This is a genomic window from Mucilaginibacter sp. Mucisp86, from assembly GCF_047324315.1.
In the GTDB taxonomy this organism is placed as follows: domain Bacteria; phylum Bacteroidota; class Bacteroidia; order Sphingobacteriales; family Sphingobacteriaceae; genus Mucilaginibacter.
Genome location: NZ_CP168503.1, coordinates 456070 through 482673 on the forward strand (window position 1 = coordinate 456070; position 26604 = coordinate 482673).

Genomic DNA, 26604 nt, shown 5'->3' on the forward strand with positions numbered 1-26604 from the left:
AGGCATTTAAAGGTTCCAGAGTTCGGCAATATCGGTTAACTTCACCGCAACATTATCAGAATTCATTGATGTAGCCCATTAAATCCGTCTTAAAAAGGGAAAAACATCATTAGTTAAATGATTATCTGGCAACATTATTTAAATATTGCATATAATCGCCATCGATAATCTGCCGATAAGTAATTACAGGCAAATTATAAACATACATCCAGCAATTGATATTACCGCTATCAGTAATAATATCTGCCTGCTTTCTCGTATATTCCTGCGGATGATTGTATAACTCTCCTATTCCCTCATAATCATCAACTACTTTTAAAATGGTTTCAGGATCATCCATCATAAAAATACTGCCGTGAACAAAGTGTTCCTCTGTGTTATCGATCAAAGCACCGGGGTATTCGCCAATATCGTAAAGCCGGCCTTTGATCTTACCTTTACTTATAAATTTACAATGTTTATTCAAGTAATCTGCAAACTCATTACCGGGCTGCAGCAATGTGCCATAAACAAATAAAAACTGGTGTATTGCTTCCATATAAATAGCTCAAACAAAGGTAAAAGCAATTGCGTATTAAACACGTAAAGGCTATTTTTTTATAGTTTAAGCCATAATAACTATCTTGCCATACCTTAACCGGCCATACTTTATACCATGAACACAGAAGAGATCAAAGCATATATTGAACAGAATAACATCCAGAAAATCAAATTCGCATTTGCCGACATTGACGGCATTTTGCGCGGTAAAGTGATCCACCCTAAAAAGTTTATTGATGGGCTACAAAGCGGTTACGGTTTTTGCGATGTTGTTTTTGGCTGGGACAGTAACGATGTTTGCTACGATAATGTGCAGCTAACCGGTTGGCAAAGTGGTTACCCCGATAAGCTTTGCCGTATCGATCTGTCAACACTCCGCAATGTGCCCTGGCAGGATGATATCCCGTTTTTCCTGGCCGATTTCAGTAAGCCGGACGGTAATGATTTGCCGGCTTGTCCGCGTAGCCTCCTCAAACATATCAAGGCCCAATGTGATGAGATGGGTTATCATGCCGAATTTGCGCAGGAGTTTGAATGGTTCAATTTTAAGGAAACGCCGCAAACCCTTGCTGATAAAAAATTCACCAATATTGAGCCGCTCACACCCGGTATGTTTGGCTACTCGATATTGCGCACATCCGAAAACAGCGATTTTTATTACGATCTGTTTAACCTGCTTACTAAATTTAATATACCGATAGAAGGGTTACACACCGAAACCGGTCCGGGAGTATACGAAGCTGCCATATTACATGACGAGGTTTTAGCTGCCGCTGACAAAGCAACGCTATTTAAAACCGCTGTTAAAGAAATTGCTTATAAACACGGTATCATGGCATCGTTTATGGCCAAATGGACCGAAACGCTGCCCGGTTGCAGCGGCCACATCCATCAAAGCCTGTGGACTAAAGACCAATCAAAAAACCTGTTTTACGATGCTAACGACGTAAATAAAATGAGCGAGTTACACAAGCAATACCTCGCTGGTCAGCTATATTGCATGCCTCACTTATTGCCGATGTATGCGCCAACCATCAACAGCTACAAACGCCTTGTTGAAGGTGCCTGGGCCCCCACCACCATTACATGGGGTGTTGAAAACCGTACTACTGCGTTACGTGTTATTAATACCACCGAAAACTATACGCGTCTGGAAACCCGCATCCCGGGATCTGACACCAACCCATACCTGGCCATGGCTGCGGCACTGGCTTCAGGCCTGTACGGCATTGAAAATAAACTGGAACTAAACATTGAACCTACCATAGGCAATGGCTATCAAGACAAACGTAACGGCGTATTGTGGCCAAATCTGCACGCAGCGGCTACCGCGATGCAAAACTCCGATATTGCAAAAGAACTCTTCGGCGAAGGTTTTGTTGACCACTTTACCCAAACCCGTCTGTGGGAATACCGCCAATTTGCCAAAAGCGTAACCGACTGGGAATTGAAAAGGTATTTTGAGATAATATAATTTTTTTCTTCTTCATGTCATTGTAGTAACCATCAGGTAAGGCCCTAAAAAAAGTAATGACGTGTAAACTATGTTTTAGCTATGCCGCGCGGGGCAGCGTTAGGGATAGTAGCGTAAAGCCCACAGCGCGGGTTGGATTTGCGGGCCGGAAAGGCGAGGACTTGCAGCGGATAGCCCGGGCCGCAGGCAACGCCCATATTGAAAAACATGATTAATATTCAAGCACTTACAACCACATCATTATAATAAGAAACGACAAAGCAATCCCGTAGTTATACATATCCGATATGCATTGGCTACGAGATTGCCACGCTTCGCTTATAATGACATGGTTTTAATATCTATTCCAACAAACAATTATAATATATTTGTACCCTTAATTATAAACCGAATGCTGCCATTGGCGTAACTTTGCCGGCAGATATATACAAATGGACTATTCTTTTATTATCCGCAAGGCCTGGGAGGGATATGATGCATCAAAAATCATTCGCGATATCGAAGATATCAGCGCTATGGTTTCAACCAATCATGTGTACCGTATTACGTTCGACGATGACGATATAATCATAGCCAAACTATCATACTTTGGCATATTTGAACACTTTAAAGAAGACCACCGCATTATTCAAACTTTAGCAATTAACCTGCTTTACCCGTTTGAGAATTTCCTGGCCCGTTCTTTACAAAAAAACAACCGTGTTTACATTTACCATCATAAACACGGCAAAACTGATGCCTGGGTGGTATTTTACAACCCTACCCGCATATTACAGCGACTGCCACGCCGTTTAGAGGAAAACCATATTAAAAAGCTTGGCCAGCAGGTTGGCAAGTTTCATAAAGCCTGTTCAAGGGTTAAAAATGTACTGCCTAAATCGTCAAAAACTTTACGCACCGATATTTCGGCGCTCTTACAGCAAATTGAGGCCGATCCCACGCAATTTGGCACAGGTATGCAAGCCGATTTTCTGAAATATCATTGTGAAACCTTCCTTAAAAACCGCTCTAAATACAATATGAGCTCGTTCGAGATCATCCCGGTATTTATAGACTGGAATATTGGCAATTTTTCGGTAACTCCTAACCTGGAATTGTACTCGCGCTGGGATTACGACTGGTTCAGGATGAGCTATCGCCTGCTTGATTTTTATTTCTTTAGTCGTGTAGTGTCTGATATCGGCGACCGCACTGTGTTCAGCTATGTGATCAACACTATGATGGAAGACCGTTTCATCATGTTTTTAAAGGAATATCACAAAGTAAACCCGCTAACTGCAGATGAGATCCGCTTTTTGAAGGAAGCATACCGCTTTTTTATCCTGAATTATGTAATTAAGGACGGCAAGCACTTTTTTAGCGAACAATACGCCAAAAAACTGCAAGCCGAGGCATTTGACATTTACTTACCATCAGTAGACCGGGATTTTGATGCCGAAAAAATCATTGAGGCTTTAAAATTAAAATAGGTTAGCTATCTTTCGGGCTCATTTTATTGCAGAACCCTAAAAACAGATAAGCATGACCAGAATAGACAACTTTAAATCCATAATTGATAAATACGAAGTTGTTTTTTTTGATGCTTTTGGGGTTTTGAAAAATTATGGAGGCTTACTTCCGGGTATTGAGCGAACTTTTGCCTATTTGCAGGAGCAAGGCAAGGAGTATTATATTGTAACCAACGATGCCTCGCGAAGCCCGGTGCAGCTGGCCGAATCCTATACAAGCAAAGGTTTAATGGCCATAACGCCCGACAGGATCATATCGTCGGGCATGCTTACCAAAGAGTATCTTGACCTCAAGGTAAATGATGGCATTGTGGCTTATCTCGGCACGCCTGATTCTGCACACTATATTGATAGCTCAGGCCTGCATACCCTGCCGATAAGCGAAGTAAATGAAAGCAATATCGACAGGGTTAACGCGCTGGTATTTTTGGATGACGAGGGCTTTGACTGGGGCCGCGATCTTAACAAATCGGTTAACCTGATGCGTAAGCGCACCATCCCGGCCATTGTAGCCAATACCGATCAGGCCTATCCCCTAACCAAGCACGATGTATCGATAGCTATTGGCGGTTTGGCCAGCATGATCGAAAAAATAGTGGGCAAGGCATTTATCCGTTTCGGTAAACCAGATTCTCAAATGTTCATGTTTGCCTATGATCTGCTTCGCGAACGCAGACCTATCAGCAAAAAAGACATTGTAATGGTGGGTGATACCCTGCAAACAGATATTTTGGGTGGCAATAAATTCGGGTTGGATACTGTATTGGTATTATCCGGAAATACGCAGGCCAAAGATGCTGAAAACCGCATTACGTCAACAGGTATTGTACCAACGTACATCTGCGATTCGGCAGTGGTTGAACCCGGCGGATTGGGTTTTTAAACATTCATGCTATTACCAACTGATACACATAGTACACAATAAAAACGACCGCCTTAACAGAAGCGGTCGTTTTTATTATAGATACTTTTTTGGGGGAAGAGCCTCGCTCAAGATTAATGGTGATGACCATTATCGTGGCCACGGTGTTCAACCACACGGGTACGTTTTACTACAGTTTTATGCGGCTTTTGATAATGATTTACTACGCGGGTACGGTTAACAAAACGTGTGCGGTTCACCACCCTGGTATGATAATGGTCACGAACAATCACGTTTCGGGTACCGCGGTAACGGGCGTAGGTGTCACGATCATGAGCAAAATAAGTGTACGGTCTTGGGCGGTTTACGGCCACTTTGTAACCGGTTGCTATGCTATAAGTTGAATATCTTGGCGGTAAAGTACGCCTCCAAACCCAGTTGCCGCCGTCTAAATAAATATATTGGTGAGTTGGCACATAGTAGTAGCTTTCCACATCAGGTAAATAATAGTAGTTAACACCTGCATATGCGGCAGGTGGGTTCCACAAACCAACGTTTACATTTACATTAACCTGTGCATTTGCCTTTGTAACCGAAGCTGCAAGTACAAAACATCCTGCGAGCATTCCTAAAATTAATTTTTTCATGGTGTCTGTCTAAATATGCAGCACATACTCAATTTCTGTGCCTATACATCAATAGACGGGAATATCTGCCGATGGTTTAAATTTTTGTAACGGCCGTAAGCTCTTTTCATTAAGGCAAAGCACCAAGGCTATTGGATTTTTTTAGGGTATACAGCTTTTTGCCGTAAAAACCTTAATATGAAGCAACCGTTGTTATAGTTAACAAACCAGGTTGATTATGTGTAGCAAACTGTAAACCTGATGTTTTCTACCGTATAAGTATATTATTGCATCTTTACCGTTGTTTTTAAAAGCAAAATGGTGCCGATACTGTATTAATCTTTATATATTTGGTTTTTATAGCTCAGTAATTCATAGCTGAATTTTTATTTTTATGACAGTTCTCTCAGACGGGGTAGCCGAAAAGTACGAGTTGGTGATAGGCCTCGAAGTACACGCACAGCTATCTACATCAAGTAAGGTATTTTCGGCAGATTCAGCTGCCTTTGGTGCCGAACCTAACCGCCATGTTAGTGCGGTATCATTGGGGCATCCCGGCACCTTGCCCTTCATCAATAAAAAAGCGGTTGAATATGCCGTTAAAATGGGCCTGGCCTGTAATTGCACCATCAACCTTAATAATAGCTTCGCCCGTAAAAATTATTTTTATGCCGATTTGCCTAAAGGTTACCAGATTAGCCAGGATCAGGCACCCATATGTCTTAAAGGCTATGTGCCGGTGAAACTGGCCGACGGTACTGAAAAAAATATCGCCCTGCACCACATTCATATGGAAGAAGATGCCGGAAAAAGCATGCATGATCAGCATCATGCCGATTCACTGATCGACCTGAACCGTGCGGGCGTGCCACTGGTTGAGATTGTATCAGAGCCCGATATGCGCAGCGCCGAAGAAGCCGGCCAGTTCCTGACTGAAATGCGTAAAATTTTGCGCTACCTTGATATTTGCGACGGTAATATGGAAGAAGGCAGTATGCGCTGCGATGCCAATATCTCGGTAAGGCTTAAAGGTGCAACCGCTTACGGTAACCGCTGCGAGGTAAAAAACCTTAACTCCATCCGCAACGTACAGCGCGCCATTGAGCACGAGTTTGTACGCCAGGTAAACATCATTGAGGCAGGCGGCCATATCGACCAAAACACATTAAATTTCAATGCCGATACTGGCGAAACCTCGGTACTGCGCTCAAAAGAAATGGCTAACGATTATCGGTATTTCCCCGAACCGGACCTGCCGCCATTAAAGCTAACCAACGAATATGTAGAAAGCATTCGGAAAGGTTTACCTGCGTTGCCTGCACAATTGTATCATAAATACACCGAGCAATTGGGCTTAACTGCCTATGATGCGTCGGTAATTACTGCCGATAGGGATACCGCCTTTTATTTTGAGGCGCTGATAAAACATACCGATCATTATAAGGCCGCTGCCAACTGGCTTATGGGTGCTATACGCTCATACCTTAATGACCATAACCAAACCATTGGTAACTTTGCTGTTACGCCGCAAAACCTTGCCGCCCTCATCAAACTAATTGACACCGGGGTGATAAATAATTCTGTAGCTTCGCACAAATTATTCCCTGCCATGGTCAAAGAACCTGGTAAAAAACCGGATGATCTGGCTAAAGAATTGAACCTATTGATCAGTGCCGACGGCGATGATGTAACCCGTTTTATAAAGGATGCTATCGCCAAATATCCTGATAAGGTTAAGGAATACCAAAAGGGAAAAAAGGGCGTTTTAGGCCTGTTTATGGGCGAGATCATGAAAAGCTCAAAAGGCAAGATCGACCCGCAGAAAACTAACCAGCTATTGATAAAGGAATTAGAAGCTAAATAGATGAAAGTTAAAAATATGGCTGCTGCCGGCGCACTGTTGATGCTTAGCGCAGGTATGTACTCTTGTAAAAACCAATCGCAGTTCAGCGTTTCAGGAACTATCAAAAATCCGGGTGCACTTAAAGCTGTTTATTTGATTGAAGCCGATAGCTCGGGCTTAAAAGTTGTTGACTCAACCTCATTGAGCGAGGGCGGCAAATTTGAGTTTAAGCATGTAGCGCTTTACCCAAACCTGTTTAAGCTTCGTGTAGGCAGTACCGGCCCGCAGGGCAGCGAAATGCAGGGCGAAAACCTGTACGATTTCATTGCTAAAAATGGGGATGATATTGAGTTTGAAACCGACAATAACGATAAAAAGCACGAGTATACTATTAAGGGCTCTGATGATTCGGATAAAATAAAAGAGTTTAACCGCATCAGTAACCTTTATGGTGATAAAAACGCCAAACTTTTTGCCGAGTACCAGGAAAAGTCACACGGCGAGCGAAACGATTCATTGTTGAAAATATACATGCCTATATTTTTAAAGAATGTAAGTGAAAGCGGCGAAGCAGTTTTAAAATTTGTGAACGACAACAAAAAGTCGCTTGCCGGTTTTTACGCGGCAACCACCCTTGATCCTACCAAATACGAAGCTCAGCTTATCAAATTTGCGGATGATATCCGGGGCGATTTTAAAGATAACCCTACCGTACAAAAATTCATTGCACAGATGGATAAGGCAAAGCCAATTTCATTAGGTCATAAAGCTCCTGAGTTTACAGTTAACGGTATTGATGGCAAGTCGATCAAATTATCTGACTATAAAGGTAAATATGTGATGATTGACTTTTGGGCTTCGTGGTGCCAGCCTTGCCGGCAGGAAAATCCTAATGTGGTTAAACAATACAATACATTTAAAGATAAAGGCTTTAATATTTTAGGTGTTTCGCTTGATAAAGATAAAGCGCCATGGCAAAAAGCTATCAGCGATGACAAGCTTACCTGGGCCCATGGATCAGATTTAAATGGCTTTGAAGGCCCCACAGAAAGGCTTTATCATATCGAGGCTATCCCCTCAAATTTCATTATTGATCCGCAGGGAAATATCGTTGCCAAGAACATTACAGGCGCCGATCTTGAAGCTTTTTTAAATAAAACATTTAAATAGCCTCAACTTACGGTTAATATAAGGTAACGTTTAACAATTTGTTAATATTAGCTTAACCATTAGCTGTTGTAAAGCGTATACTTTTATACAAAAAAATTAACGCAACATGAGCAGCACCGCGAAACAGAAAATACTTATTGTTGATGATGAACCGGATATTTTAGAACTGATTGAGTATAACCTGAAAAAAGAGGGTTACCAGGTGTTTTTAGCACGCAACGGCCAGGAAGCTGTTGCCGAAGCAAAGAAAGCCCTGCCTGATTTGATTGTACTGGATATCATGATGCCTAAAATGGACGGAATTGAAGCATGCCGCATTATGCGTACCATGCCCGAATTTAAAAATACCTTTATGGTGTTTTTAACTGCCCGCAGCGAAGAGTATTCGGAAATTGCAGGGTTTAACGTAGGTGCCGATGATTATATTGCAAAGCCTATAAAACCACGCGCATTGGTTAGCCGCATTAATGCCATATTACGCCGTAATGCCCCTGCTGAAGACGTAATTGATAATAAACTGGAAATTGGCGATTTGGTTATCGATCGCGAAGCTTACCTGGTTTACAAAAACGGAGTTAAGGTGGTATTAGCTAAAAAGGAATTTGAACTGCTATACCTGCTGGCTTCAAAACCCGGCAAAGTTTACACCCGCGAGGTGATCCTTAAAAACATCTGGGAAGATTCGGTAGTGGTTACCAACCGTACTATCGACGTACACATCCGTAAACTGCGCGAAAAACTGGGCGACGATTGTGTTGCTACTGTAAAAGGTGTAGGCTATAAATTTGAGGCGTAAGTCGCCCCCCGGCCCCCTGAAGGGGGAGGTTATATAATATTAAAAAAGCGATTGGGTACCCAATCGCTTTTTTTGTGCCCAAGTGTTTTGCATTACTTTGAGGCAGCAGTAGCTTTCTTTTTAACTGCCGTCGCTGCTTTAGCTGTTTTCGCGGCCACGGCCTTTTTAGTTTCTGTAGCCTCTGTTTTTGCTTTAGCTGTGATGACTTTTGCCTTGGTAGCTGCCCTGGCCTTAACATCGGCAACTTCTTTCTTTGCAGCAACTGCTTCGTTCTTCACTTTGGAAGTAATGGCTTTAGCCTTGGTTTCGGCCTTAGCCTTAACATCCGCTACTGCTGTTTTTGCTTTTGCGGTTACCTCATCAGCTTTTTTGATAACCGTTTTTTTGGTTGCTGCCGCTTTTTTTGTGGCGGTTACTTTTTTAGCGGTTACTTTTTCCTTTATATCTTCAAATTTTTCTTCGGCTGCTTCTTTTACGTCTTCGGCTGTGTCTTTTGTGCCTTCCCAAAGGCTTTCAATTGTTTCTTTAACCTTCTCGAAAAATCCCTTTTCTTCAGGTTGGGTTGAATTGTCACTCATGATGTTTTTTATAGATAGGTAAACAGATTATTATTAATTAACCTTTTAACCTCAAAAAGTTTAGGTTTGTTTTAAATCTGCTTAACAAACACATCATAGCAGGAAAACGTTGGGAATGGGAATCATGTTGCTTTTAACTTACCATTCTGCAAGCCATATAAACTATCTACAGTTTTCAACGTGATTTCATCAAGCCTTTGTTTCAAAAGCGGTCTAATTTCAATATAGATATCCCGCTTAACCCATTGGTGTATGGTTTGAAGTGTTTCTGTCTTATCACCCAGGTGTTCGTAAAATGCTACTCCCGCAGCATTCCACAGGTCTTCAGATTTTTGCCTGAAACACCATTCGGCAAAGTCGTAGTTCTTTTTGAGTTGTGAAGTGTCGTTATTACGATGTGCAGCAACAGTTGAGGGCAATAACTCCATGAAAACACCCAAAATAGACGTTTCAGGATCTTCAAACTCTCTCTTTGATCCAGGGAGGCATTCAATTGCTCTTTTTCGCCAGGCGCTCATAATAGCTCGTACCGCCTTATTGCTTTTTGAAATAGATAAAAGACGGAAGCTTACCAAACAAGAACTTCGTAACATCGCAAAGCCACATTTGCTGATTAACGATTTGGCCTTCATATTCTTTCAACAAATAAATACCACCGCCGACATGATCTTTGTAATCTTCAATGAGCTGAAGTTCGGAACTTCCACCAAAAGGCTCTTCGGCTAATATAAGTTCAACTATTTTGCTACCCTCTCCCACATGATCAAGCATGGTGTCGGCACCTTCAACCATTTCAAGATCGGCTTTTACACCCTGCCAATCGGGTAGGTCAATGTACCAGCGGCCGGTGTCTTCCTTTACAAATTTATAAGTATTAACTGCGGTTGTCATTGCACTAATATAAAACAAAAAGTCCTGCCTTTTAGGCTGGACTTCTCTTATAAAAGGCATTTAATTATTTAACAACTGAAAACTTATAAAGCGACTGTGTTTTATAAGTATCACCCGGTTTTAACTCGGTTGAAGGGAATTGAGGCTGATTTGGAGAATCAGGGAAATGCTGGGTTTCCATAGCAAATGATGTACGGTATTCATCTTTAATACCACGTTTCATCACGTTTTTAGCCTGCATAAAGTTCCCGCTGTAAAACTGTAAACCTGGCTCTTCGGTAAATACCTCCATTTTGATACCGCTTTTATCGCCGATAACTGTTGCTATTGGAGTGCTCAGGTCATGTTTGTTCAGCACAAAGTTATGGTCATAACCTTTGCCATCTTTTAGCTGAACATTATCTTCATTAATGCGTTTGCCAATGGTTTCCGGCTTGGTGAAATCAAACGGGGTACCTGTTACTTTTTCAAGCTTACCAGTAGGGATCAGGCCTGCATCAACCGGCAGATAGTTGTCGGCATCTATCTGCACCACGTGATCAAGGATAGTACCACTGCCCTCGCCATTCAGGTTAAAGAAAGCGTGGTTGGTAAGGTTAACAACTGTTTTTTTATCGGTTGTAGCCTCGTACTGGCATTTAAATGAGTCATCATCAGTTAGGCTGTAAGTGACTTTAACATTAAGGTTACCCGGGAAACCTTCTTCCATATCTTTTGAAAGATAAGTAAGCTCTACAGTTGATGAATCGATCATTTTGCCATCCCATACCACTTCCTGGAAACCATGTTTACCGCCATGCAGCGTGTTTGGCGTATTGTTTATTGACGATTGGTAATCTTTGCCATCAATTTTAAAATGACCTTTGGCAATACGGTTTCCGTAACGGCCAATGGTTGCGCCATAATAACGCTCGGTTGACTTTTCAAAGCCATCCACATCGTCAAAGCCCAAAACAACATCGGTCAGCTTTCCATTTTTGTCAGGAACAGATAAACTTACAACTCTCCCACCGTAGTTGGTAATAGTAGCTGTTAAGCCGTTTTTGTTTTTAAGGGTAAATAAATGGGTTTGTTTTCCATCAATTGTTTTTTCGAATGCCGATGCAGTTGTTTTGGTGCTATCCGCCATAGTAGTGTTTTTCTGTGAGGTTGAATTTTGATTACAAGCAGCCAAATATAGGCTGCAAGCAGGTAAAATTGTTAAAGAAATACCTTTAATTAAGTTTCTCATAAATAGCTTGGTTATAGTTTGGTTTAAAAATAGCGTTTTTTCATTATCCCCTCTCTTTATAATGGATCTCACTCAAACCCCGCAGTTTTTCAGCCGCAAATTCGGCAGTAATATCACGCTGTGGATTGGCCAGCATTTCATAGCCTACCATGAATTTTTTTACTGTAGCCGAGCGTAGCAACGGCGGATAAAAATGCATATGCCAGTGCCAGTAAGGATGCTCTCCCGAGTTAACCGGCGATTGGTGCATACCTGCTGAATATGGGAACGAGGTTTCAAACATATTGTCGTACCTGATGGTCAGCCTTCTGATGGCGTCGGCAAGGGCGTGTTTTTCCTCTTCGGTAAAATAAAGGATACTGGTTACATGTCTTTTGCTGACGATCATGGTTTCATAAGGCCAAACCGCCCAAAATGGCACTAATACAACAAAATGGTCGTTTTCAAAAACGATGCGGTCCTGTTTTTTAAGTTCGAGTGCCAGATAGTCGGCCAGCAGACTTGTGCCCTTTTGCTCAAAATGAAGCTTTTGTTGCTGGGTTTCTTTGGCCACTTCAACCGGCAGGCTGTTTTGTGCCCAGATCTGGCCATGGGGGTGCGGGTTACTGCAACCCATGATATCGCCCTTGTTTTCAAATATCTGGATATGCTTGATCCATGGGTAGGAGGCAAGGTCTTCAAATTCTGATTGCCATATATCAACTACTTTGCTGATCTCTTTGGTAGTCATCTGTGGCAGGGTAAGGTCATGCCTTGGCGAAAAGCTGATCACCCGGCAAATACCTTTTTGGCTGTTAGCCACCAGTAATTCGTCTTCATTTAAGCCACCATCAGGCGTATTTAACAATAGCGATGAATAATCATTGGTGAAAACAAAGCTGCCCTTATAATCGGGGTTTTCGCTGCCATCGGCACGTTTGTTTGTGGGGCAAAGGTAGCAAGCCGGATCATACTGAGGTCGGTCGTCGGCTTGTGTAGCTTCGACTTTCCCTTGCCATGGGCGTTTTGTACGATGCGGCGATACCAGGATCCAGTCGCCCGTTAAAATGTTTAACCTACTGTGAGGATGCTCTTTAAGATCAAAATTAGTGTTCATTAGTTTAAAATCAGGTAATAATTGGCTTAATACATGTAAGGTAAACAGTTATACCTTAGCGATTTCAAAGTTGGTAAAAATAAATGTAAAGAATACATTTAAAACACGTTTTTCTGAATAAATACTTATCGTAGAAAGATTGATAGGATTTGTAGAAAAATGGGGGACTGAGCGCCGGATCGATTACCTATGATTCAGACACATTTTCTTAATTTTATTATTAATAAAAAAATGTCATTTCGACGAGCCAGAGGTGGGTTTGTGCGCTGAGGTGAGGAGAAATCTTCTACACCTTGCTTTTACAGGTATAGTTGTAGAGTCTGATGTTGCCTTTCAGACTTACGAAGTTTTAAAAACTTCGTAAGTCTTTATCAAGGTATGAATTGAGAGTTATTTTATAAAGGTCTTTGCCTTTACCAGCACATTATCCAACCCACTAACATCGCTGCCGCCTGCGGTAGCAAAAAACGGCTGACCGCCGCCACCGCCTTTAACCTCTTTGGCAAGTTCTTTAATGATATTGCCGGCATGCAGGCCTTTTTCCTTCACCAGGTTTTCGGCAATCATTACGGTAATACTTGGCTTACCATCAAAATCAGCAACCAGCACCAGGAACAGGTTTGAAACTATATCCTTTAGCTGGTAAGCCAGGTTTTTAACTGCATCAGCATTAGGCAGGGCTACTTTTTGAGCTATGAAATTGATGTCGCCAATAGCTTCTGCTTTTTCAGCCAGCTCGGTTTTTAAGCCCGATGATTTTTCGAGGATCGATTTTTCGATCTCTTTTTTCAGTTTGGCATTTTCGTCCAGTAAACCTTCAATGCTTTTTGACAGGTCTTTTGGATTTTTAAGTAGCTCTTTTAACTGATTAACCAAGGCGTTTTGGGTAACGATGTATTTTTCGGCAGCAACACCGGTAATGGCCTCAATACGGCGAACACCGGCAGCAACTGCACTTTCAGCAATAATTTTAAAAAAACCGATTTGCCCGGTAGCTTTCACGTGCGTACCACCGCAAAGCTCCTTACTGAAGTTATCATCAAAAGTGATCACTCGTACATACTCGCCATATTTTTCACCAAACAGGGCGGTTACACCACTGGTAATGGCTTCGGCATATAATACGCTGCGTTCTTCTTTAAGCGGAATATTTTCGCGTACTTTTTGGTTTACGATAGCCTCTATCTGCGCCAGCTCCTCATCGGTAACTTTAGCAAAATGCGAAAAATCGAACCTCAGGTAATCTGCATTAACCAACGAACCTTTTTGGTTTACGTGCGTGCCCAACACCTGTTTCATAGCAGCATGCAGCAAGTGCGTGGCCGAGTGGTTGCTGTTAGTCTGGCTGCGTAAAGCCGGATCAACAATGGCAGTTAAGGCGTCGTCAATATCTTGTGGCAACTTATCTGTAAAGTGAACTATCAGTCCGTTCTCCTTTTTTGTATCCGTAACCAGGATGATCTCACCATCAGGGAAAACCAGTTCACCCTTATCCCCTACCTGCCCGCCGCTCTCGGCATAAAAAGGTGTTTTATCCAACACCAGCTGGTATTGCTCTTTACCTTTAGCAGTTACTTTACGGTATTTTACAATGTGGGCTATAGTTTCAGTTTCATCGTAACCGGTAAACTCTACTGATTCATCATCTTTTAGTACGATCCAATCGCCGGTATCAATGGCGGTTGCAGCGCGGGAACGTTCTTTTTGTTGTTGGAGATACTTTTCAAACCCAACCATATCTACACTTAATCCATTTTCACGAGCAATTAGCTCAGTCAAATCTATAGGAAAGCCATAAGTATCTAATAGTTCAAAAGCGTGCTTTCCATCAATTTGACGAACAAAGTCTTTGTTAATTTTTTCTACATCACCTATGCCACGGTAAACAAAACCTAAATCATCTACGTGTTGTAATATTCTTTGCAATCCTTTATCAAGTGTTCTTAAGAAAGAAATCTCCTCCTCCAAAATAACCTTTTGAACAAAGTCTTTTTGTTCAAAAAGATTGTTGAATACTCCCTTGAATTGCTCAGCTAATAACGGTACGAGCTGATTAAAGAAAGGCTCTTTAAAACCTAAAGTTTGATAGCTGTAACGTATCGCCCTACGCAAAATTCTACGGATCACATAACCAGCCTTATTACTTGCAGGCAACTGTCCATCAGAAATAGCAAAACTGATGGCGCGGATATGATCGGCCAATACGCGCATAGCTACGGCATCGTTCCAATCGGCATCGCCAGGCTTGGCGGCACTGTTATATTTTTTGCCCGATTTTTCGGCAATGAATTGGATCATTGGTTGAAAAATATCGGTATCATAGTTGGATGTTTTACCCTGTAACACACGTACCAGGCGCTCAAAGCCCATCCCGGTATCAACATGTTTATTAGGGAGTGGTTGCAATACGCCACCTTTAAGGCGGTTAAACTGCATAAATACGTCATTCCAGATCTCAATAACCTGGTCATGATCGGCATTTACCAATATGGCTCCGCTCACTTCGCCACGCTCAGTATCCGGGCGGCTGTCGAAGTGAATTTCCGAGCAAGGACCGCATGGGCCGGTTTCACCCATTTCCCAAAAGTTGTCTTTTTTGTTGCCGCGAAGGATGTGGTCTTCAGCTACATACTGTTTCCATAGTTCGTAGGTTTCGGTATCGGCTTCAAGGCCCTCTTTTTCGTCGCCTTCAAAATAGGTAACGTACAGGCGGTCTTTGGGCAGCTTATACACTTCGGTAAGCAGTTCCCAGCTCCAGGCTATGGCCTCTTTTTTAAAGTAGTCGCCAAAGCTCCAGTTGCCCAGCATTTCAAACATGGTGTGGTGATAGGTATCGATACCCACCTCTTCCAGATCGTTATGCTTGCCGGATACACGTAAACAACGCTGAGTATCCGCCACGCGCGCGGCTTTGGGCGCCGCCTCGCCTAAAAATATATCTTTAAACTGGTTCATCCCCGCGTTGGTGAACATCAGGGTTGGATCGTTTTTAATCACAATTGGTGCCGAAGGAACGATAGTGTGTCCCTTTGAAACAAAAAAATCAAGAAAAGCCTGTCGTATTTCAGTAGCAGTCATAGGGAGCAAAGATAGGATTTTCAATTATTTCGGATATCGGATTTTCGATTTCGGATTTATTTATTAATTAAAGTCGATTTAACCCTCGTTCGTCGATACAATTAATGCAATTCACCTTATTTGCTTTAAATTTGTGCATGGAAACTTTAAGAGTAGATATTCAAAACGAACAGGAGAAAAGAGTACTCCTTGCATTTCTTGACAGCTTGGATTATAACTACCGTATTGATAACGAAAGCGACGCCGTGCTTGAACAGCAAGCTAAAGACCTTGCCAGCCGCAAAGCCGATTTTTTAGCAGGCAAAGCCTCTTCCCTGCCCTGGAGCGAAACCAAATAAAACATTAGCACGCCGGTTTCTTGACATCGGCCAGAGGCCGTGAAATAGCTGACACCCGGCTGGTGCCGGGCGACAGCAAAACCTGCAGAAGTTAGAGGCTAATACAAAATTCCGATTTCGAAATTCCCAATTCCGAAATCAAATAGATACATTTGTATTATGCCTTATAAAGAACGTGAAATAAGCAAGATGTACTACACCATGGGCGAGGTATCGGCCATGTTTGATGTAAATCAATCGCTTATACGTTTTTACGAAAAGGAGTTCGATGTACTGCAGCCCAAGAAAAACAAAAAGGGCAACCGCTATTTTACCCCCGAGGATATTGAAAATTTCAAGATCATCTTCCACCTAATCCGCGATAAAGGCTACACCCTGAACGGCGCCAAAGAGCACCTTAAAAACAATATGGGTGATACCAAGGATAACCAGCGCGTTATCGATTCGCTCGAAAACCTCAAAAAATTCCTGCTCGAGGTGCGCGACCAGTTGTAATTTTCCACATAAAAACTATCTTTATTTTTATAACCAATTTGGTTAACCTATAAACCATGCTGTCACCTGCAATAACAATTCCGGAATTAAGATATGATCGCTAATCATAAGGGCGAGGTCCCGGTTGTTATTTTACTACTTCCGTTTTTATTAGGTATAAGCATTGGTCTTAGCTTCAGTTCGGGCATGTATTTAATGCCATTAGCTGTTGGGTTTACAAGCCTGCTATTCCTGTTCCTCCTGCTCAATTTTTATTATGCCCGCTTTAAAGTTTACAAAAAGCAATGGTTAGGCGGAATAATCATTCACTTGTTGCTGTTGCTTGCCGGCTGGATAGCTGCTATCAACAATAACGAACTCAATAATCCCATCCATTTCTCCAAACTCCCTGCACAAACACAGCTTGTGCGCATTAATAACGAGCCCCAGCTTAAAAATGGGTTAATCCGTTTTACCGCCAGCGTAATTGCAAACATTAATCAAAAACAGCCGGTTGCGGCAACAGGCACATTGATGATCACTATAAAAGACAGTGCCGCAATGCAATTAAACTATGGCGATGAACTATTGATTCCCGGTAAGTACTCCCCCATTGATCCGCCTTTTAACCCTGCCGAGTTTAACTATAAAAAGTACCTGGCACATCAAAATATTTACTATCAGGAGTTTTTATATCCCGGGCAATATCGTCTGGTACAATCAAATACAGGCAACCTTTTCATAGCTAACGCATTGGCATTAAGGCGGCAAATGATTCAGAAACTAAAACAGCAACTACATGATCCAAACGCTATTGCAGTAGCCTCTACCCTTATATTAGGCTACAAAGCCGATTTAAGCGAAGATGTGCTGCAGGCTTATTCAAAAACGGGCACTATACATGTTTTATCTGTTTCGGGCGCACACGTGGCTATCATTTGGGCTTTACTGACATTTATGCTGGGCTTCCTGAACAGGGTCAAACATGGCCGGCTTATTAAAGCTATCATCATCATTCCTGTCATTTGGTATTATGCTATGCTTACCGGATTTTCACCAGCCGTTTGCAGAGCAGCAGTGATGATCAGCACAGTTATCGTTGGCAAAACGTACAGTAGGTATATCAACAATTTAAATATCCTGGCAGTATCGGCGTTTATACTATTGTTATATAATCCGTTGCTGATAACCGATGTTGGCTTTCAACTGTCATATCTTGCTGTTGCGGGGCTTGTTGTTTTACAGCCTGTGGTTTATACATGGTTTACGATTAACAATAAATGGGTTGACAAACTCTGGGCCTTATGTTCAGTATCGATAGCTGCACAGGTTATTACCTTTCCACTGAGCGCTTTTTATTTTCACCAGTTCCCTGTTTATTTCCTATTTAGTAACCTGTTTATCGTTATTCCTACTGCTGTTATCATGTACAGCGGGATTTTTTATCTTTTGCTACCACAAATTCCCTATATATCCACTGCTCTTGCCTGGATCCTTGAAAAGTCGATCCTGTTGATGAACTATGTGCTGGCCTGGGTTGAGCATTTACCCTTTGCAAGCATTAATAAAATATGGCTTACCGCAACCGAATATCTGCTGCTTTATGCCATTATTATATGTGCGTTTTACTTTTTGTACGATAGAAAAACCTGGCTGTTACGAACGTCGATTGCACTCACACTTTTGTTAGCAGTAAGCATCAGCATAAAACAATATAGATCATACAACACCAACAGCATAGCCTTTTTAAACCTGCGTAAAAACACCGGGATAGTATTTAAAAATGGTAATCATGCTATTGTATTAAGTAATCTGGCTGATACCGATAAAAACTACAATTATTCGATCCGGCCATATCTTGATAGCTGTAAAATAAGTGACGTTGCTTTATATCAACCCAATCAGGATATCCAATCGGGCTTTTTGCGAAAACAGGATAATTTTATCCAATTCCGAACCCAGTCTATAATTATCGTAAACAAGGATTATACGGATACCATATCCCTGAAAAAACGAAAAACTGATTATCTGTATATTACCGGCAATCCTAAAATTCAGCTTGCTATTGTTAATAAAAATCACGAATATCATACCATAATTATTGATGCCACAAACACCCCTAAAACCGTACAGCTTATTGTGGATCAGGCCCATGCCCTGCATACAAATTATGTGGTTTTAAAACGTAACAAATCGTTCGTGGCAGCATCTAATTGAAAAACATATTAAACTACATACCTTAAAATTTGTCTTTTAATTAATAAAAGTCAATTTTGTATTAAATCAAACTCAAAACATGAACATTAAAATTTTCAACGTTGCCTTAGGCCTTGCCCTTACCGCAACAGCTATCAGCGCAAATGCTCAAAAAGCTTACAAAGAGGGTGTGGTAACTATCTCAACTGCTATGCAGGGACAACAGGTTGAAGCTAAAAGTTATTTCCGTGCCGATTCTGCCGCTATGCAATTTACTACCGGCCCGGCTACTATTAAAATATTAACTGATGCTGATGGTAAATCATTGGTTGTAATGGTTGATGTACCTGTTGCATCTATCAAAAAAGCAGCAGTTGCAACTCCTGATGAGGTTGACCAGGCCATGGCGTCGTTGCCTACCCTTACTTTTGCTCCGGGCACCGAAACCAAAGTAATTTCGGGCTTTAACTGCAAAAAAGTAGTAGCTACAGATGCAAAAGCTAACAAAACTTATGATATCTGGGTAACTAACGATGTTACTGTACCTGTAACTGCTATTGCTAAATACTACCGTAGTGTTGGTGGCTTCCCGGTACAATACACCTCATTTTCACAAGGCCAAAGCACTGAGGTTACCGTTAAAAGCATAACTGAGCAAAAAAATCCGGCAGGCACATTTGGTATCCCCGCTGATTTTGAAAAGATTACCCTGGATGACCTGAAAGCTATGAGTGGCGGCAGGTAATCAAAATATTTCATTAACAATTCATTAAAGGTTCCTTAACATTGTAGCAAAATACTATTTTTGTTACCCCAATGTTAAGGAACCTTTTTAGCTTTTTCAGATTTTTCGTCTTTTGGCTCGTCTTCTTCGCTATCACGAGGGCTACGTTTGAGATCTATTTTCTGCACAAGCTAAACGGCGCCAAAATTGGCGAAATCCTGCAAACTTTTTTCTGGGGTTTAAGGCTTGATATTTCGGCAACTGCCTATATCTGTATCATTCCAATTCTTGTATTTGCCATTAACTGGTTTATTCCCAGCGTCCAAATAAAGCCCATCTGGCTCAAATCATATGTTTGGTTCTGTCTTTTTTGCATCTCTTTAAACACCGTACTCAACTTCAATATTTTCCGCGAGTGGGGCACAAAAGTTAGCTTCCGGGTATTTACTTCATTTTATCACGCTCCTTCAGAAGCCATAGCATCAAGTGGTTCATCGCCTGTTGGTAAATGTATTTTTATTGGACTTGCATTATTGGCAACAGGTGGCATATTGTCACATTTTATTATCAACTACCAATTTAAAAAGCCTTATGCCCGGCCAAGCCTCAAAGTTTCGCTTACTACATTATTGCTATTTGTGAATTTTGTGCTGATGCGGGGCGGTTTGCAAGCTAAGCCGGTAAGCCAGAACTCTGCTTATTTTTCCGAAAAACAGATTCTGAACCAAAGTGCCCTCAATACCGAATGGAACCTGTTTAATAACGTATTTGAAAATTTGCGACCGCTTTATAACCCTTATTTGTATGACCGTCCGGATGAAGCTGCAAAAACTGTTGAAGAATTATACAACGTTAAAAACAATTCAACAGAACAAATCCTTACCACCAGCCGTCCCAATGTGGTAATTATCCAAATGGAAAGCTATACTGCCGACCTGATCGAATCATTAGGCGGGGATAAAGGCGTGGCTCCAAACTTTGAAAAATTCATTAATAACGGCCTGTTCTTTAATAACATTTATGCCGCCGGCGATCGTACCGATAAAGGTATTGTGGCCCTCATGAGCGGCTTCCCGTCGCAGGCTATCCGTACCATTATCAGCGATACCGTTAAACATAAAAAACTTCCGGCTATATCGACATCGTTTAAAGACGCAGGCTATGAAACGGCCTATTTTTATGGCGGTAAAAGTAATTACATGAACTTTGATAAGTTCATGACTTCGCATAATATCGATCATATTGTTGATGAAGCCAGCTTTGACAATAGTCATGTAAAAACACAATGGGGCGTTTATGATGATGACCTGCTTACCCAAAATTTGCAATATTCGGCCAGGCAGAAGCAGCCTTTCTTCAATTATGTGCAAACATCAAGCAATCATGAGCCATTTACGTTACCGGTAAAGCACCACTTTGCCGATGACGCCACCGGTGACCCCGCTAACAAATTCAGGAGCACGGCCTATTTCACTGATTCATGTCTCAACGCCTATTTTGAACATGCTAAAAAGCAAAGCTGGTATAAAAACACGCTGTTTATTTTAGTAGCCGATCACGGTCACCGCCTACCCCGTAATACCGCTGAAGCTTACGATCCGGCCAAATACCACATTCCATTGTTGTTTTTTGGAGAAGTGATCAAACCAGAATACCGCGGCAAAAAGATCAGTAAACTTGGCGGGCAAACTGATCTTGCAGCGACGCTGCTGTCGCAATTGGACATGCCGCACAACCAGTTTAAATGGTCGAAAGATTTATTAAACCCCGCCACTAAAGACTTTGCTTTTTTTGATTGGGATAACGGTTTCGGTTTTATGCAACCGGGACAGGCTGTATCATATGATAACTCCGGCCGTACTATGATCTACAACAGCAAGCCAAATGCCGATGAAAAAAACACCGAAGCTGCACTTACCTATGGTAAGGCTTATTTGCAGCAGGTGTTTACGGAGTATATGGGGTATTGAGTGGTAATTAGGAGATTTCAGTATATTTAAAAATATGACTACTGTAAACTATCAATATATCACAGACAATACCGGTAAAAGGCTGTTTGTAATTATACCCATAGCCGACTATGAAAAACTCATGACGAAGCTGGACGAATTGGAAGATATCCGGTTATATGATGAGGCAAAAGCCACCAATGAATCATCCATAACGGCAGAGGAGGTATTCAGAATTATTGATAGTAATCGAAATAACAAATAATCACAAGTCCTCAGCCCACAATCAACCGCACAAGACTTGCGCTATGATAGATTTGGGTCATCGAAAAAACATTTACGATTAACAAAAAAGACGCATACAATGCGTCTCTACAAAGTCATTTCCAAAAAATCAGCGAAATCAACGTAATCAAAAAAATCAACGGTCGATTTCCCTACCCAACTGCTCAACCCATTGATTAAACAGCTTGGTTTCAAATTCAACCGCTTTTTGAGCGTGCAGTTCCCATTGCGGCGAGAAATGCTGCAATTGGTTAATCATCTCTTCCAGGTGGCCTTCTTCTTCTAAAATAATCGATTTTACGTTTACTTTACTGCCTGCCTCATCAAGGGCATCCTGATAAATAGGGTAAAGTTCATCAGCACGGACTTCAATGGCATAAGTAACCAGCAGGTAGGCTGCAAACCGCAACTCTGCACCTTTCAGGTTCAGTTCTGTTTTTAAATAACGGCAAACATCAACATCCAGCTGGTTTAAGTAGTATTTGCTTGAGCCAGGAGCCAACAGGTATTCAGCTGCATAAGTTGGCAGCGTTACACCAGTTTTTTCCAATTGTTTTTTGAGGTAGAAGGCATGACGGTGCTCTTCTGCAGCGTGCTTCAATATGATGTAAGTAACGGTAAGCGGGTCTTCGCTTGCTGAAATTTTGCGCGCGCCGGTATTTTCCATCAATGACAATGTATTTAACCAGCGTGAGTGCAGTTCATTATCGGCTATTATAGTAGGTAGTATTTTGTTCAGCATAATTTATAATTCTTCAAGAGCTTGCTCAATTTTGCCGTAAACATAATTGAGTTGCTCATTAGTAATGCAATATGGCGGTAAAATATAAATAACGTTCCCTAAGGGGCGCAATATGATCCCCGCGGCTAAAAAATAATGGTACAACTTATCCCTCAACGAGCTGAAATAAGATGTATTATCACCCGTTTCCCATTCCATAGCTACTATCGTGCCCGTTTGCCTTACAGTTTTTATTTTAGGGTGATTGCGGATCTTATCAGCAAAAGCCGTATGGGCAGCTTTGATCCTGGCAATGTTCTCCGTTGTTTCGGGCTGTTGAAACAGATCAAGACTGGCCAGCGCCGAAGCACAAGCTATCGGGTTAGCCGTAAATGAATGCCCGTGGAAAAGAGTCTTCAATTTATCGTCGGATAAAAAGGCGTCATAAATTTGCTGTGTACAGGTAGTTAAGCCTAAAGCCATGGTACCGCCGGTAAGCCCTTTTGAGAAACACATGATATCCGGCTCTATATCCACATGATTTGTAGCGAAAGGTTTACCTGTACGCCCGAAACCCGTAAACACCTCGTCAGCAATCAGCATCACCTCTTCCTCACGGCAATGAGTCATCAGCTCATTTAAATATTCAGCCTCATACATGATCATGCCTGCTGAACCCTGCACCAGTGGCTCAAAAATAAAGCAGGCGGTTTGAGATTTGAGAGCTGAGATCTGAGATTTGAGACTTTCGATATTTTCCTTGTTGGGTATATCGATGAACTCCACCTCAAATAATAAGCTATCAAAAGCTTTGGTAAATGCGCTTCTGCCGCTTACCGCCATTGCACCAAAGGTATCGCCATGGTAAGCGTTATTAAAAGCGATGATCTTAGTACGCTGATCGCCTTTATTAAGCCAGTATTGCAGGCACATTTTTATGGCTACTTCAACAGCGGTTGAACCATTATCTGAGTAAAAAGCTTTCTTTTGATTTGGTGGCAAAATTGCCAGCAGGCGTTCGGCCAGTTCAACGGCCCCCTCGTGGGTAAAACCGGCAAATATCACGTGCTCCAGTTTATGAAGCTGCTCTGATACCTTCTTCGCAATGTAGGGATGAGCATGCCCGTGGATATTTACCCACCATGATGATACCGCGTCAATGTATTGTTTGCCTTCTTCGTCAAATAGCAGCGCCCCTTCCCCGCGCACAATACCTATCGGTGGCTGCGCGGTTTTCATTTGGGTATAAGGATGCCATATTACCTGTAAATCCCTTTCGGTAAGGTTCATAGTTCGTTTTGCAAAAGTTCAACCACACGTTTATCTGTCGGAAATTCAAAATCGGCAGTGCTTAACGCGGTAAGCGGTACCCATCTAAAAGCCTGCAGCACTTCTCCTTCCCCATCAAAATCAAAAGCTACAGTTTTGATATTTAAATTAACCGGTGTAAGGCTTTTCACCATATAATACACACTGATAACCTGCGAATTATTAAAGGCCGATTTTACCGCAAAATCGGTAGTATAAAAATGACTCACCACCTCAACTTCCAGGTTACACTCTTCCATAAACTCACGTTTAAGGCCATCAATCAGGCCTTCACCCAGTTCAAGGCCACCACCCGGAAATTTTGAAAAGCGTATACCATATTCCTGTTCGTCGCTTATCAGCACTTCATCATCATCATTCAGCAGCAGGCCGTAAACCCTTACATTAAAATATTCCATTATTCAAAGTGTTTTTTATTACGTACAACCTTTTCCAATGTCCAGGCTATGGTTTCGGTTTGTGCTTCCGACCGGATAGGGCAATTGGGCATGCTACAGTAGTGGCAGCAATCAGGCAAACAAGGATCGGCATGAATAAAAAGCTCTGTTTTAATACCCATATCCTTGTTGATCATCTTATCAACCATTGATATTTCGGTGTGTACAGTGTTCAAGTCAAAATAACTTGGAAGGGTCATATGGCAATCGATATGCAGTTCATGCCCATATTTCTGCGCACGAAGGTTATGCACATCAATCCAGGCCTCACGACGTTTTTCGCTTAAAACGTGTATAATATCGGTCACCACCTGAAAATCGGCCTCATCCATTAATCCCCCTACCGATTTACGCACCAATTTATAACTGCTGTAAACTATATATAGGCCCACCAATATGGAGAGCACGCTATCCAACCATAAAATTCTTGTAAATTCAATCAATAATAAACCAACCACCAGGCCACCACTTGTAACTGTATCGGCCAGTAAATGGCGGCCGTCGGCATCAAGTGTTATAGAACGAAGCTCTTTGCCTTTACGGATCATGTAATAGCCCAGGGCACCATTAATAGCACCGGTAATACCTATTATAATAGCACCGGTAAATAAATCATGGATGATATTAGGAAAGAACAGGCTATAAACTGATTTTACAATAATGATACACCCGGCGATACCAATCAGCGATCCTTCAATAAAAACAGAAAAGAACTCCACCTTACCGTGTCCGTAAGGGTGGTTTTCGTCACGCGGAAGGGCCGACAGGTAGATGCTGTAAAAAGCAAATGAACTTGCTATTACGTTTACGATGCTTTCGGCAGCATCGGTTAATACAAAATTGGAAGCTGTTAAAAAGTAGGCGCCAAATTTCGCCAGCATCAGCACTATCCCCGTTATCAGCGAAATTAAGATGATCCTTTTTTGTTGATTCAAAGCAAGGTGGTATTAGGCCGCAAATTTAAAAAATAACAACCGTAAGTAGCAGTAAAGTTATTTTCTATATTTGCCGCGATAACACAATTTATATGAGCGCATTAAGTACCCGGATACAAAACCTATCCGAATCTGCAACAATTAAAATGGCCAAACTGGGCCGTGAACTTGCCGCTAAAGGTGTCGACGTGATCAGCCTTAGCTTTGGCGAACCTGATTTTCATACCCCTGAACACATCAAGGAAGCTGCCAAGCAGGCCATGGACAAGAATTTCACCTACTACACACCTGTAGCAGGCTACCCTGACCTTCGTAAAGCCGTTGTTACAAAGCTGAAGAACGAGAACAATCTTGATTATGATGCTACCGACATAGTTGTTTCAACAGGTGCCAAACAGGCTATCGCTAACGCGGTATTGTGTTTGGTTAACCCCGGCGAAGAGGTGATCATCCCTACTCCTTACTGGGTTTCATATAGCGAAGTGGTTAAGCTTGCCGAAGGAAAAAGCGTTTTCATCAACACTACTGTTGATACTAACTTTAAAATTACCCCTGAACAGTTGGAGGCCGCAATTACTCCGCAAACTAAATTGTTCATGTTTTCATCACCTTGCAATCCTACAGGAAGCGTTTACAGCAAAGATGAGCTTGAAGGTTTAGCTAAAGTATTTGAAAAATATCCACAGGTTTATATCCTGAGCGACGAGATTTACGAGCATATCAACTTTGTTGACAAGCATGAATCTATCGCACAATTTGATTATATCAAAGATCGCGTGGTGATCATCAACGGTTGGTCTAAAGCTTTTGCTATGACCGGTTGGAGGATTGGTTACACTGCCAGCACCAAAGAGCTTGCCGCTGCTTTTGATAAAATGCAGGGCCAGGTAACTTCAGGTACCTGTTCTATCACCCAGCGTGCAGGTGTTGCCGCTTATGAAGGTGGTTTGGAAAGCGTACTTGAAATGCGTGCTGCATTTAAAAAACGCCGCGATATCGTTTACAAATTATTGAGCGAGATTGATGGTATTAAAGTAAACCTGCCCGACGGTGCATTCTACTTTTTCCCTAACGTAACTTCGTTCTTCGGTAAAAGCTATGAAGGTCGTGTGATCAATGATTCAGACGATTTAAGCTTATACCTGCTTGAAGAAGGCCACGTTGCCACTGTAGGCGGTGATTCATTCGGCGATCCGTCTTCTATCCGCTTATCATACGCCGCTGCTGAAGATAAACTGATTGAAGCCATGAGAAGATTAAAAGAAGCACTGGGTAAACTGGCGTAATCTGAACCGGGAATTTGTCTGAACCCGAATTTATAGAATTAAAGAATTAACAGAATGCTAAGCAATTCAAAAAATTCTTTTATTCGTTTAATTCGAGTTCAGACAACAAATCCGGTAAATCTCCTAAATCCCGATTCAGAAATAAAAAAATCCCCTTACCGTTGGCAAGAGGATTTTTTGGTGTAATTTATTAGCGTTCAAGATACTTCTGATTTTTTATAATCAGGGCAATCCTGA

At 41.8% G+C, this 26604-nt stretch carries 26 protein-coding genes; 13 read left to right on the plus strand and 13 right to left on the minus strand.

From position 1 onward, the window contains the following. Positions 1 to 121 precede the first annotated feature (121 nt). Positions 122 to 538: a gamma-glutamylcyclotransferase gene (locus ACEN9X_RS01935; RefSeq protein WP_413668800.1), complete on the minus strand. Its 417-nt coding sequence runs from the start codon at positions 536 to 538 to the stop codon at positions 122 to 124. A 117-nt stretch (positions 539 to 655) separates the two neighbouring features. On the opposite strand from ACEN9X_RS01935, the gene ACEN9X_RS01940 reads away from it, so the two are divergent. Continuing rightward, positions 656 to 2014: a glutamine synthetase family protein gene (locus tag ACEN9X_RS01940; RefSeq protein ID WP_413668801.1), complete on the plus strand. Its 1359-nt coding sequence runs from the start codon at positions 656 to 658 to the stop codon at positions 2012 to 2014. 68 nt (positions 2015 to 2082) lie between these two features. On the opposite strand, the gene ACEN9X_RS01945 is transcribed toward ACEN9X_RS01940, so the two are convergent. Beyond that, positions 2083 to 2223, minus strand: a complete 141-nt coding sequence (locus ACEN9X_RS01945) for a hypothetical protein (RefSeq protein WP_413668802.1) — start codon at positions 2221 to 2223, stop codon at positions 2083 to 2085. 222 nt (positions 2224 to 2445) lie between these two features. On the opposite strand from ACEN9X_RS01945, the gene ACEN9X_RS01950 reads away from it, so the two are divergent. Together ACEN9X_RS01950 and ACEN9X_RS01955 are read left to right on the plus strand one after the other, a co-directional pair. After that, positions 2446 to 3483 carry a hypothetical protein gene (locus ACEN9X_RS01950; RefSeq protein WP_413668803.1) on the plus strand — a complete coding sequence of 346 codons (1038 nt, stop codon included), beginning with the start codon at positions 2446 to 2448 and terminating at the stop codon, positions 3481 to 3483. Between the two features lie 52 nt (positions 3484 to 3535). Then, on the plus strand, positions 3536 to 4405 hold the full coding sequence (locus ACEN9X_RS01955) for an HAD-IIA family hydrolase (RefSeq protein ID WP_413668804.1): 870 nt from the start codon (positions 3536 to 3538) through the stop codon (positions 4403 to 4405). A gap of 113 nt (positions 4406 to 4518) precedes the next feature. Here the strand turns inward: ACEN9X_RS01955 and ACEN9X_RS01960 are convergent, their stop codons facing one another. Then, complete coding sequence (locus tag ACEN9X_RS01960) at positions 4519 to 5031, minus strand: hypothetical protein (protein ID WP_413668805.1); 513 nt, start codon at positions 5029 to 5031, stop codon at positions 4519 to 4521. A 373-nt stretch (positions 5032 to 5404) separates the two neighbouring features. On the opposite strand from ACEN9X_RS01960, the gene gatB reads away from it, so the two are divergent. The 3 genes from gatB (at position 5405) to ACEN9X_RS01975 (ending at position 8819) form a co-directional block, all read left to right on the plus strand. Beyond that, entirely contained in the window at positions 5405 to 6874 is a 1470-nt protein-coding gene (gatB, locus tag ACEN9X_RS01965; RefSeq protein WP_413668806.1) for an Asp-tRNA(Asn)/Glu-tRNA(Gln) amidotransferase subunit GatB, read from the plus strand. Beyond that, entirely contained in the window at positions 6875 to 8023 is a 1149-nt protein-coding gene (locus ACEN9X_RS01970; protein WP_413668807.1) for a redoxin domain-containing protein, read from the plus strand. It abuts the gene before it with no gap. 106 nt (positions 8024 to 8129) lie between these two features. After that, entirely contained in the window at positions 8130 to 8819 is a 690-nt protein-coding gene (locus ACEN9X_RS01975) for a response regulator transcription factor (RefSeq protein WP_022831601.1), read from the plus strand. Positions 8820 to 8911: 92 nt separating this feature from the next. On the opposite strand, the gene ACEN9X_RS01980 is transcribed toward ACEN9X_RS01975, so the two are convergent. From ACEN9X_RS01980 to alaS, 6 genes are all read right to left on the minus strand, one after another. Beyond that, positions 8912 to 9397 (minus strand): hypothetical protein, encoded by a 486-nt coding sequence (locus ACEN9X_RS01980; RefSeq protein ID WP_413668808.1) that lies wholly within the window; start codon positions 9395 to 9397, stop codon positions 8912 to 8914. Between the two features lie 122 nt (positions 9398 to 9519). Next, positions 9520 to 9915, minus strand: coding sequence for a hypothetical protein (locus ACEN9X_RS01985; protein ID WP_413668809.1), 396 nt, complete (start codon positions 9913 to 9915; stop codon positions 9520 to 9522). Between the two features lie 16 nt (positions 9916 to 9931). After that, positions 9932 to 10288 carry a DUF6717 family protein gene (locus ACEN9X_RS01990; protein ID WP_413668810.1) on the minus strand — a complete coding sequence of 119 codons (357 nt, stop codon included), beginning with the start codon at positions 10286 to 10288 and terminating at the stop codon, positions 9932 to 9934. 64 nt (positions 10289 to 10352) lie between these two features. Beyond that, positions 10353 to 11417 (minus strand): aldose epimerase family protein, encoded by a 1065-nt coding sequence (locus ACEN9X_RS01995; RefSeq protein WP_413668811.1) that lies wholly within the window; start codon positions 11415 to 11417, stop codon positions 10353 to 10355. Positions 11418 to 11562: 145 nt separating this feature from the next. After that, entirely contained in the window at positions 11563 to 12615 is a 1053-nt protein-coding gene (locus ACEN9X_RS02000) for a UDP-glucose--hexose-1-phosphate uridylyltransferase (protein ID WP_413668812.1), read from the minus strand. 390 nt (positions 12616 to 13005) lie between these two features. Then, the gene (gene alaS, locus ACEN9X_RS02005; RefSeq protein WP_413668813.1) at positions 13006 to 15693 is read right to left on the minus strand and encodes an alanine--tRNA ligase; all 2688 of its coding nucleotides are present in this window, start codon (positions 15691 to 15693) and stop codon (positions 13006 to 13008) included. Positions 15694 to 15830: 137 nt separating this feature from the next. On the opposite strand from alaS, the gene ACEN9X_RS02010 reads away from it, so the two are divergent. From ACEN9X_RS02010 to ACEN9X_RS02035, 6 genes are all read left to right on the plus strand, one after another. Then, positions 15831 to 16031 carry a hypothetical protein gene (locus ACEN9X_RS02010; protein ID WP_413668814.1) on the plus strand — a complete coding sequence of 67 codons (201 nt, stop codon included), beginning with the start codon at positions 15831 to 15833 and terminating at the stop codon, positions 16029 to 16031. Positions 16032 to 16190: 159 nt separating this feature from the next. After that, positions 16191 to 16526, plus strand: a complete 336-nt coding sequence (locus ACEN9X_RS02015; RefSeq protein WP_114940357.1) for a MerR family transcriptional regulator — start codon at positions 16191 to 16193, stop codon at positions 16524 to 16526. Positions 16527 to 16619: 93 nt separating this feature from the next. Continuing rightward, complete coding sequence (locus tag ACEN9X_RS02020) at positions 16620 to 18722, plus strand: ComEC/Rec2 family competence protein (RefSeq protein ID WP_413668815.1); 2103 nt, start codon at positions 16620 to 16622, stop codon at positions 18720 to 18722. A 79-nt stretch (positions 18723 to 18801) separates the two neighbouring features. Further along, the gene (locus tag ACEN9X_RS02025) at positions 18802 to 19446 is read left to right on the plus strand and encodes a hypothetical protein (protein WP_413318087.1); all 645 of its coding nucleotides are present in this window, start codon (positions 18802 to 18804) and stop codon (positions 19444 to 19446) included. 71 nt (positions 19447 to 19517) lie between these two features. Further along, a complete protein-coding gene (locus ACEN9X_RS02030; protein WP_413668816.1) occupies positions 19518 to 21395 on the plus strand; it encodes an LTA synthase family protein in 1878 nt (625 codons plus the stop codon). A 34-nt stretch (positions 21396 to 21429) separates the two neighbouring features. After that, the gene (locus ACEN9X_RS02035) at positions 21430 to 21639 is read left to right on the plus strand and encodes a hypothetical protein (protein WP_413668817.1); all 210 of its coding nucleotides are present in this window, start codon (positions 21430 to 21432) and stop codon (positions 21637 to 21639) included. 156 nt (positions 21640 to 21795) lie between these two features. On the opposite strand, the gene ACEN9X_RS02040 is transcribed toward ACEN9X_RS02035, so the two are convergent. Genes ACEN9X_RS02040 through ACEN9X_RS02055 form a run of 4 tightly spaced genes read right to left on the minus strand, consistent with a single transcriptional unit; the run spans position 21796 to position 25081 of the window. After that, positions 21796 to 22401, minus strand: coding sequence for a hypothetical protein (locus ACEN9X_RS02040; RefSeq protein ID WP_413668818.1), 606 nt, complete (start codon positions 22399 to 22401; stop codon positions 21796 to 21798). A 3-nt stretch (positions 22402 to 22404) separates the two neighbouring features. Continuing rightward, positions 22405 to 23670: an adenosylmethionine--8-amino-7-oxononanoate transaminase gene (gene bioA / locus ACEN9X_RS02045; protein ID WP_413668819.1), complete on the minus strand. Its 1266-nt coding sequence runs from the start codon at positions 23668 to 23670 to the stop codon at positions 22405 to 22407. After that, positions 23667 to 24107, minus strand: a complete 441-nt coding sequence (locus ACEN9X_RS02050; protein ID WP_413668820.1) for an NUDIX domain-containing protein — start codon at positions 24105 to 24107, stop codon at positions 23667 to 23669. Before ACEN9X_RS02050 ends, bioA begins: the two co-directional genes overlap by 4 nt. Then, on the minus strand, positions 24107 to 25081 hold the full coding sequence (locus tag ACEN9X_RS02055) for a cation diffusion facilitator family transporter (protein ID WP_413668821.1): 975 nt from the start codon (positions 25079 to 25081) through the stop codon (positions 24107 to 24109). Before ACEN9X_RS02055 ends, ACEN9X_RS02050 begins: the two co-directional genes overlap by 1 nt. 92 nt (positions 25082 to 25173) lie before the next feature. Here ACEN9X_RS02055 and ACEN9X_RS02060 point away from each other — a divergent pair, with 92 nt between their 5' ends. Beyond that, positions 25174 to 26367, plus strand: coding sequence for a pyridoxal phosphate-dependent aminotransferase (locus ACEN9X_RS02060; protein ID WP_413668822.1), 1194 nt, complete (start codon positions 25174 to 25176; stop codon positions 26365 to 26367). Positions 26368 to 26604 lie beyond the last annotated feature (237 nt).

What these genes read in the sequence shown, in the direction of transcription:
- ACEN9X_RS01935 (WP_413668800.1), bottom strand. Translation starts at nt 538, where the DNA reads ATGGAAGCAATACACCAGTTTTTATTTGTTTATGGCACATTGCTGCAG.
- ACEN9X_RS01940 (WP_413668801.1), top strand. Translation starts at nt 656, where the DNA reads ATGAACACAGAAGAGATCAAAGCATATATTGAACAGAATAACATCCAG.
- ACEN9X_RS01945 (WP_413668802.1), bottom strand. Translation starts at nt 2,223, where the DNA reads ATGTTTTTCAATATGGGCGTTGCCTGCGGCCCGGGCTATCCGCTGCAA.
- ACEN9X_RS01950 (WP_413668803.1), top strand. Translation starts at nt 2,446, where the DNA reads ATGGACTATTCTTTTATTATCCGCAAGGCCTGGGAGGGATATGATGCA.
- ACEN9X_RS01955 (WP_413668804.1), top strand. Translation starts at nt 3,536, where the DNA reads ATGACCAGAATAGACAACTTTAAATCCATAATTGATAAATACGAAGTT.
- ACEN9X_RS01960 (WP_413668805.1), bottom strand. Translation starts at nt 5,031, where the DNA reads ATGAAAAAATTAATTTTAGGAATGCTCGCAGGATGTTTTGTACTTGCA.
- gatB (WP_413668806.1), top strand. Translation starts at nt 5,405, where the DNA reads ATGACAGTTCTCTCAGACGGGGTAGCCGAAAAGTACGAGTTGGTGATA.
- ACEN9X_RS01970 (WP_413668807.1), top strand. Translation starts at nt 6,875, where the DNA reads ATGAAAGTTAAAAATATGGCTGCTGCCGGCGCACTGTTGATGCTTAGC.
- ACEN9X_RS01975 (WP_022831601.1), top strand. Translation starts at nt 8,130, where the DNA reads ATGAGCAGCACCGCGAAACAGAAAATACTTATTGTTGATGATGAACCG.
- ACEN9X_RS01980 (WP_413668808.1), bottom strand. Translation starts at nt 9,397, where the DNA reads ATGAGTGACAATTCAACCCAACCTGAAGAAAAGGGATTTTTCGAGAAG.
- ACEN9X_RS01985 (WP_413668809.1), bottom strand. Translation starts at nt 9,915, where the DNA reads ATGAGCGCCTGGCGAAAAAGAGCAATTGAATGCCTCCCTGGATCAAAG.
- ACEN9X_RS01990 (WP_413668810.1), bottom strand. Translation starts at nt 10,288, where the DNA reads ATGACAACCGCAGTTAATACTTATAAATTTGTAAAGGAAGACACCGGC.
- ACEN9X_RS01995 (WP_413668811.1), bottom strand. Translation starts at nt 11,417, where the DNA reads ATGGCGGATAGCACCAAAACAACTGCATCGGCATTCGAAAAAACAATT.
- ACEN9X_RS02000 (WP_413668812.1), bottom strand. Translation starts at nt 12,615, where the DNA reads ATGAACACTAATTTTGATCTTAAAGAGCATCCTCACAGTAGGTTAAAC.
- alaS (WP_413668813.1), bottom strand. Translation starts at nt 15,693, where the DNA reads ATGACTGCTACTGAAATACGACAGGCTTTTCTTGATTTTTTTGTTTCA.
- ACEN9X_RS02010 (WP_413668814.1), top strand. Translation starts at nt 15,831, where the DNA reads ATGGAAACTTTAAGAGTAGATATTCAAAACGAACAGGAGAAAAGAGTA.
- ACEN9X_RS02015 (WP_114940357.1), top strand. Translation starts at nt 16,191, where the DNA reads ATGCCTTATAAAGAACGTGAAATAAGCAAGATGTACTACACCATGGGC.
- ACEN9X_RS02020 (WP_413668815.1), top strand. Translation starts at nt 16,620, where the DNA reads ATGATCGCTAATCATAAGGGCGAGGTCCCGGTTGTTATTTTACTACTT.
- ACEN9X_RS02025 (WP_413318087.1), top strand. Translation starts at nt 18,802, where the DNA reads ATGAACATTAAAATTTTCAACGTTGCCTTAGGCCTTGCCCTTACCGCA.
- ACEN9X_RS02030 (WP_413668816.1), top strand. Translation starts at nt 19,518, where the DNA reads ATGTTAAGGAACCTTTTTAGCTTTTTCAGATTTTTCGTCTTTTGGCTC.
- ACEN9X_RS02035 (WP_413668817.1), top strand. Translation starts at nt 21,430, where the DNA reads ATGACTACTGTAAACTATCAATATATCACAGACAATACCGGTAAAAGG.
- ACEN9X_RS02040 (WP_413668818.1), bottom strand. Translation starts at nt 22,401, where the DNA reads ATGCTGAACAAAATACTACCTACTATAATAGCCGATAATGAACTGCAC.
- bioA (WP_413668819.1), bottom strand. Translation starts at nt 23,670, where the DNA reads ATGAACCTTACCGAAAGGGATTTACAGGTAATATGGCATCCTTATACC.
- ACEN9X_RS02050 (WP_413668820.1), bottom strand. Translation starts at nt 24,107, where the DNA reads ATGGAATATTTTAATGTAAGGGTTTACGGCCTGCTGCTGAATGATGAT.
- ACEN9X_RS02060 (WP_413668822.1), top strand. Translation starts at nt 25,174, where the DNA reads ATGAGCGCATTAAGTACCCGGATACAAAACCTATCCGAATCTGCAACA.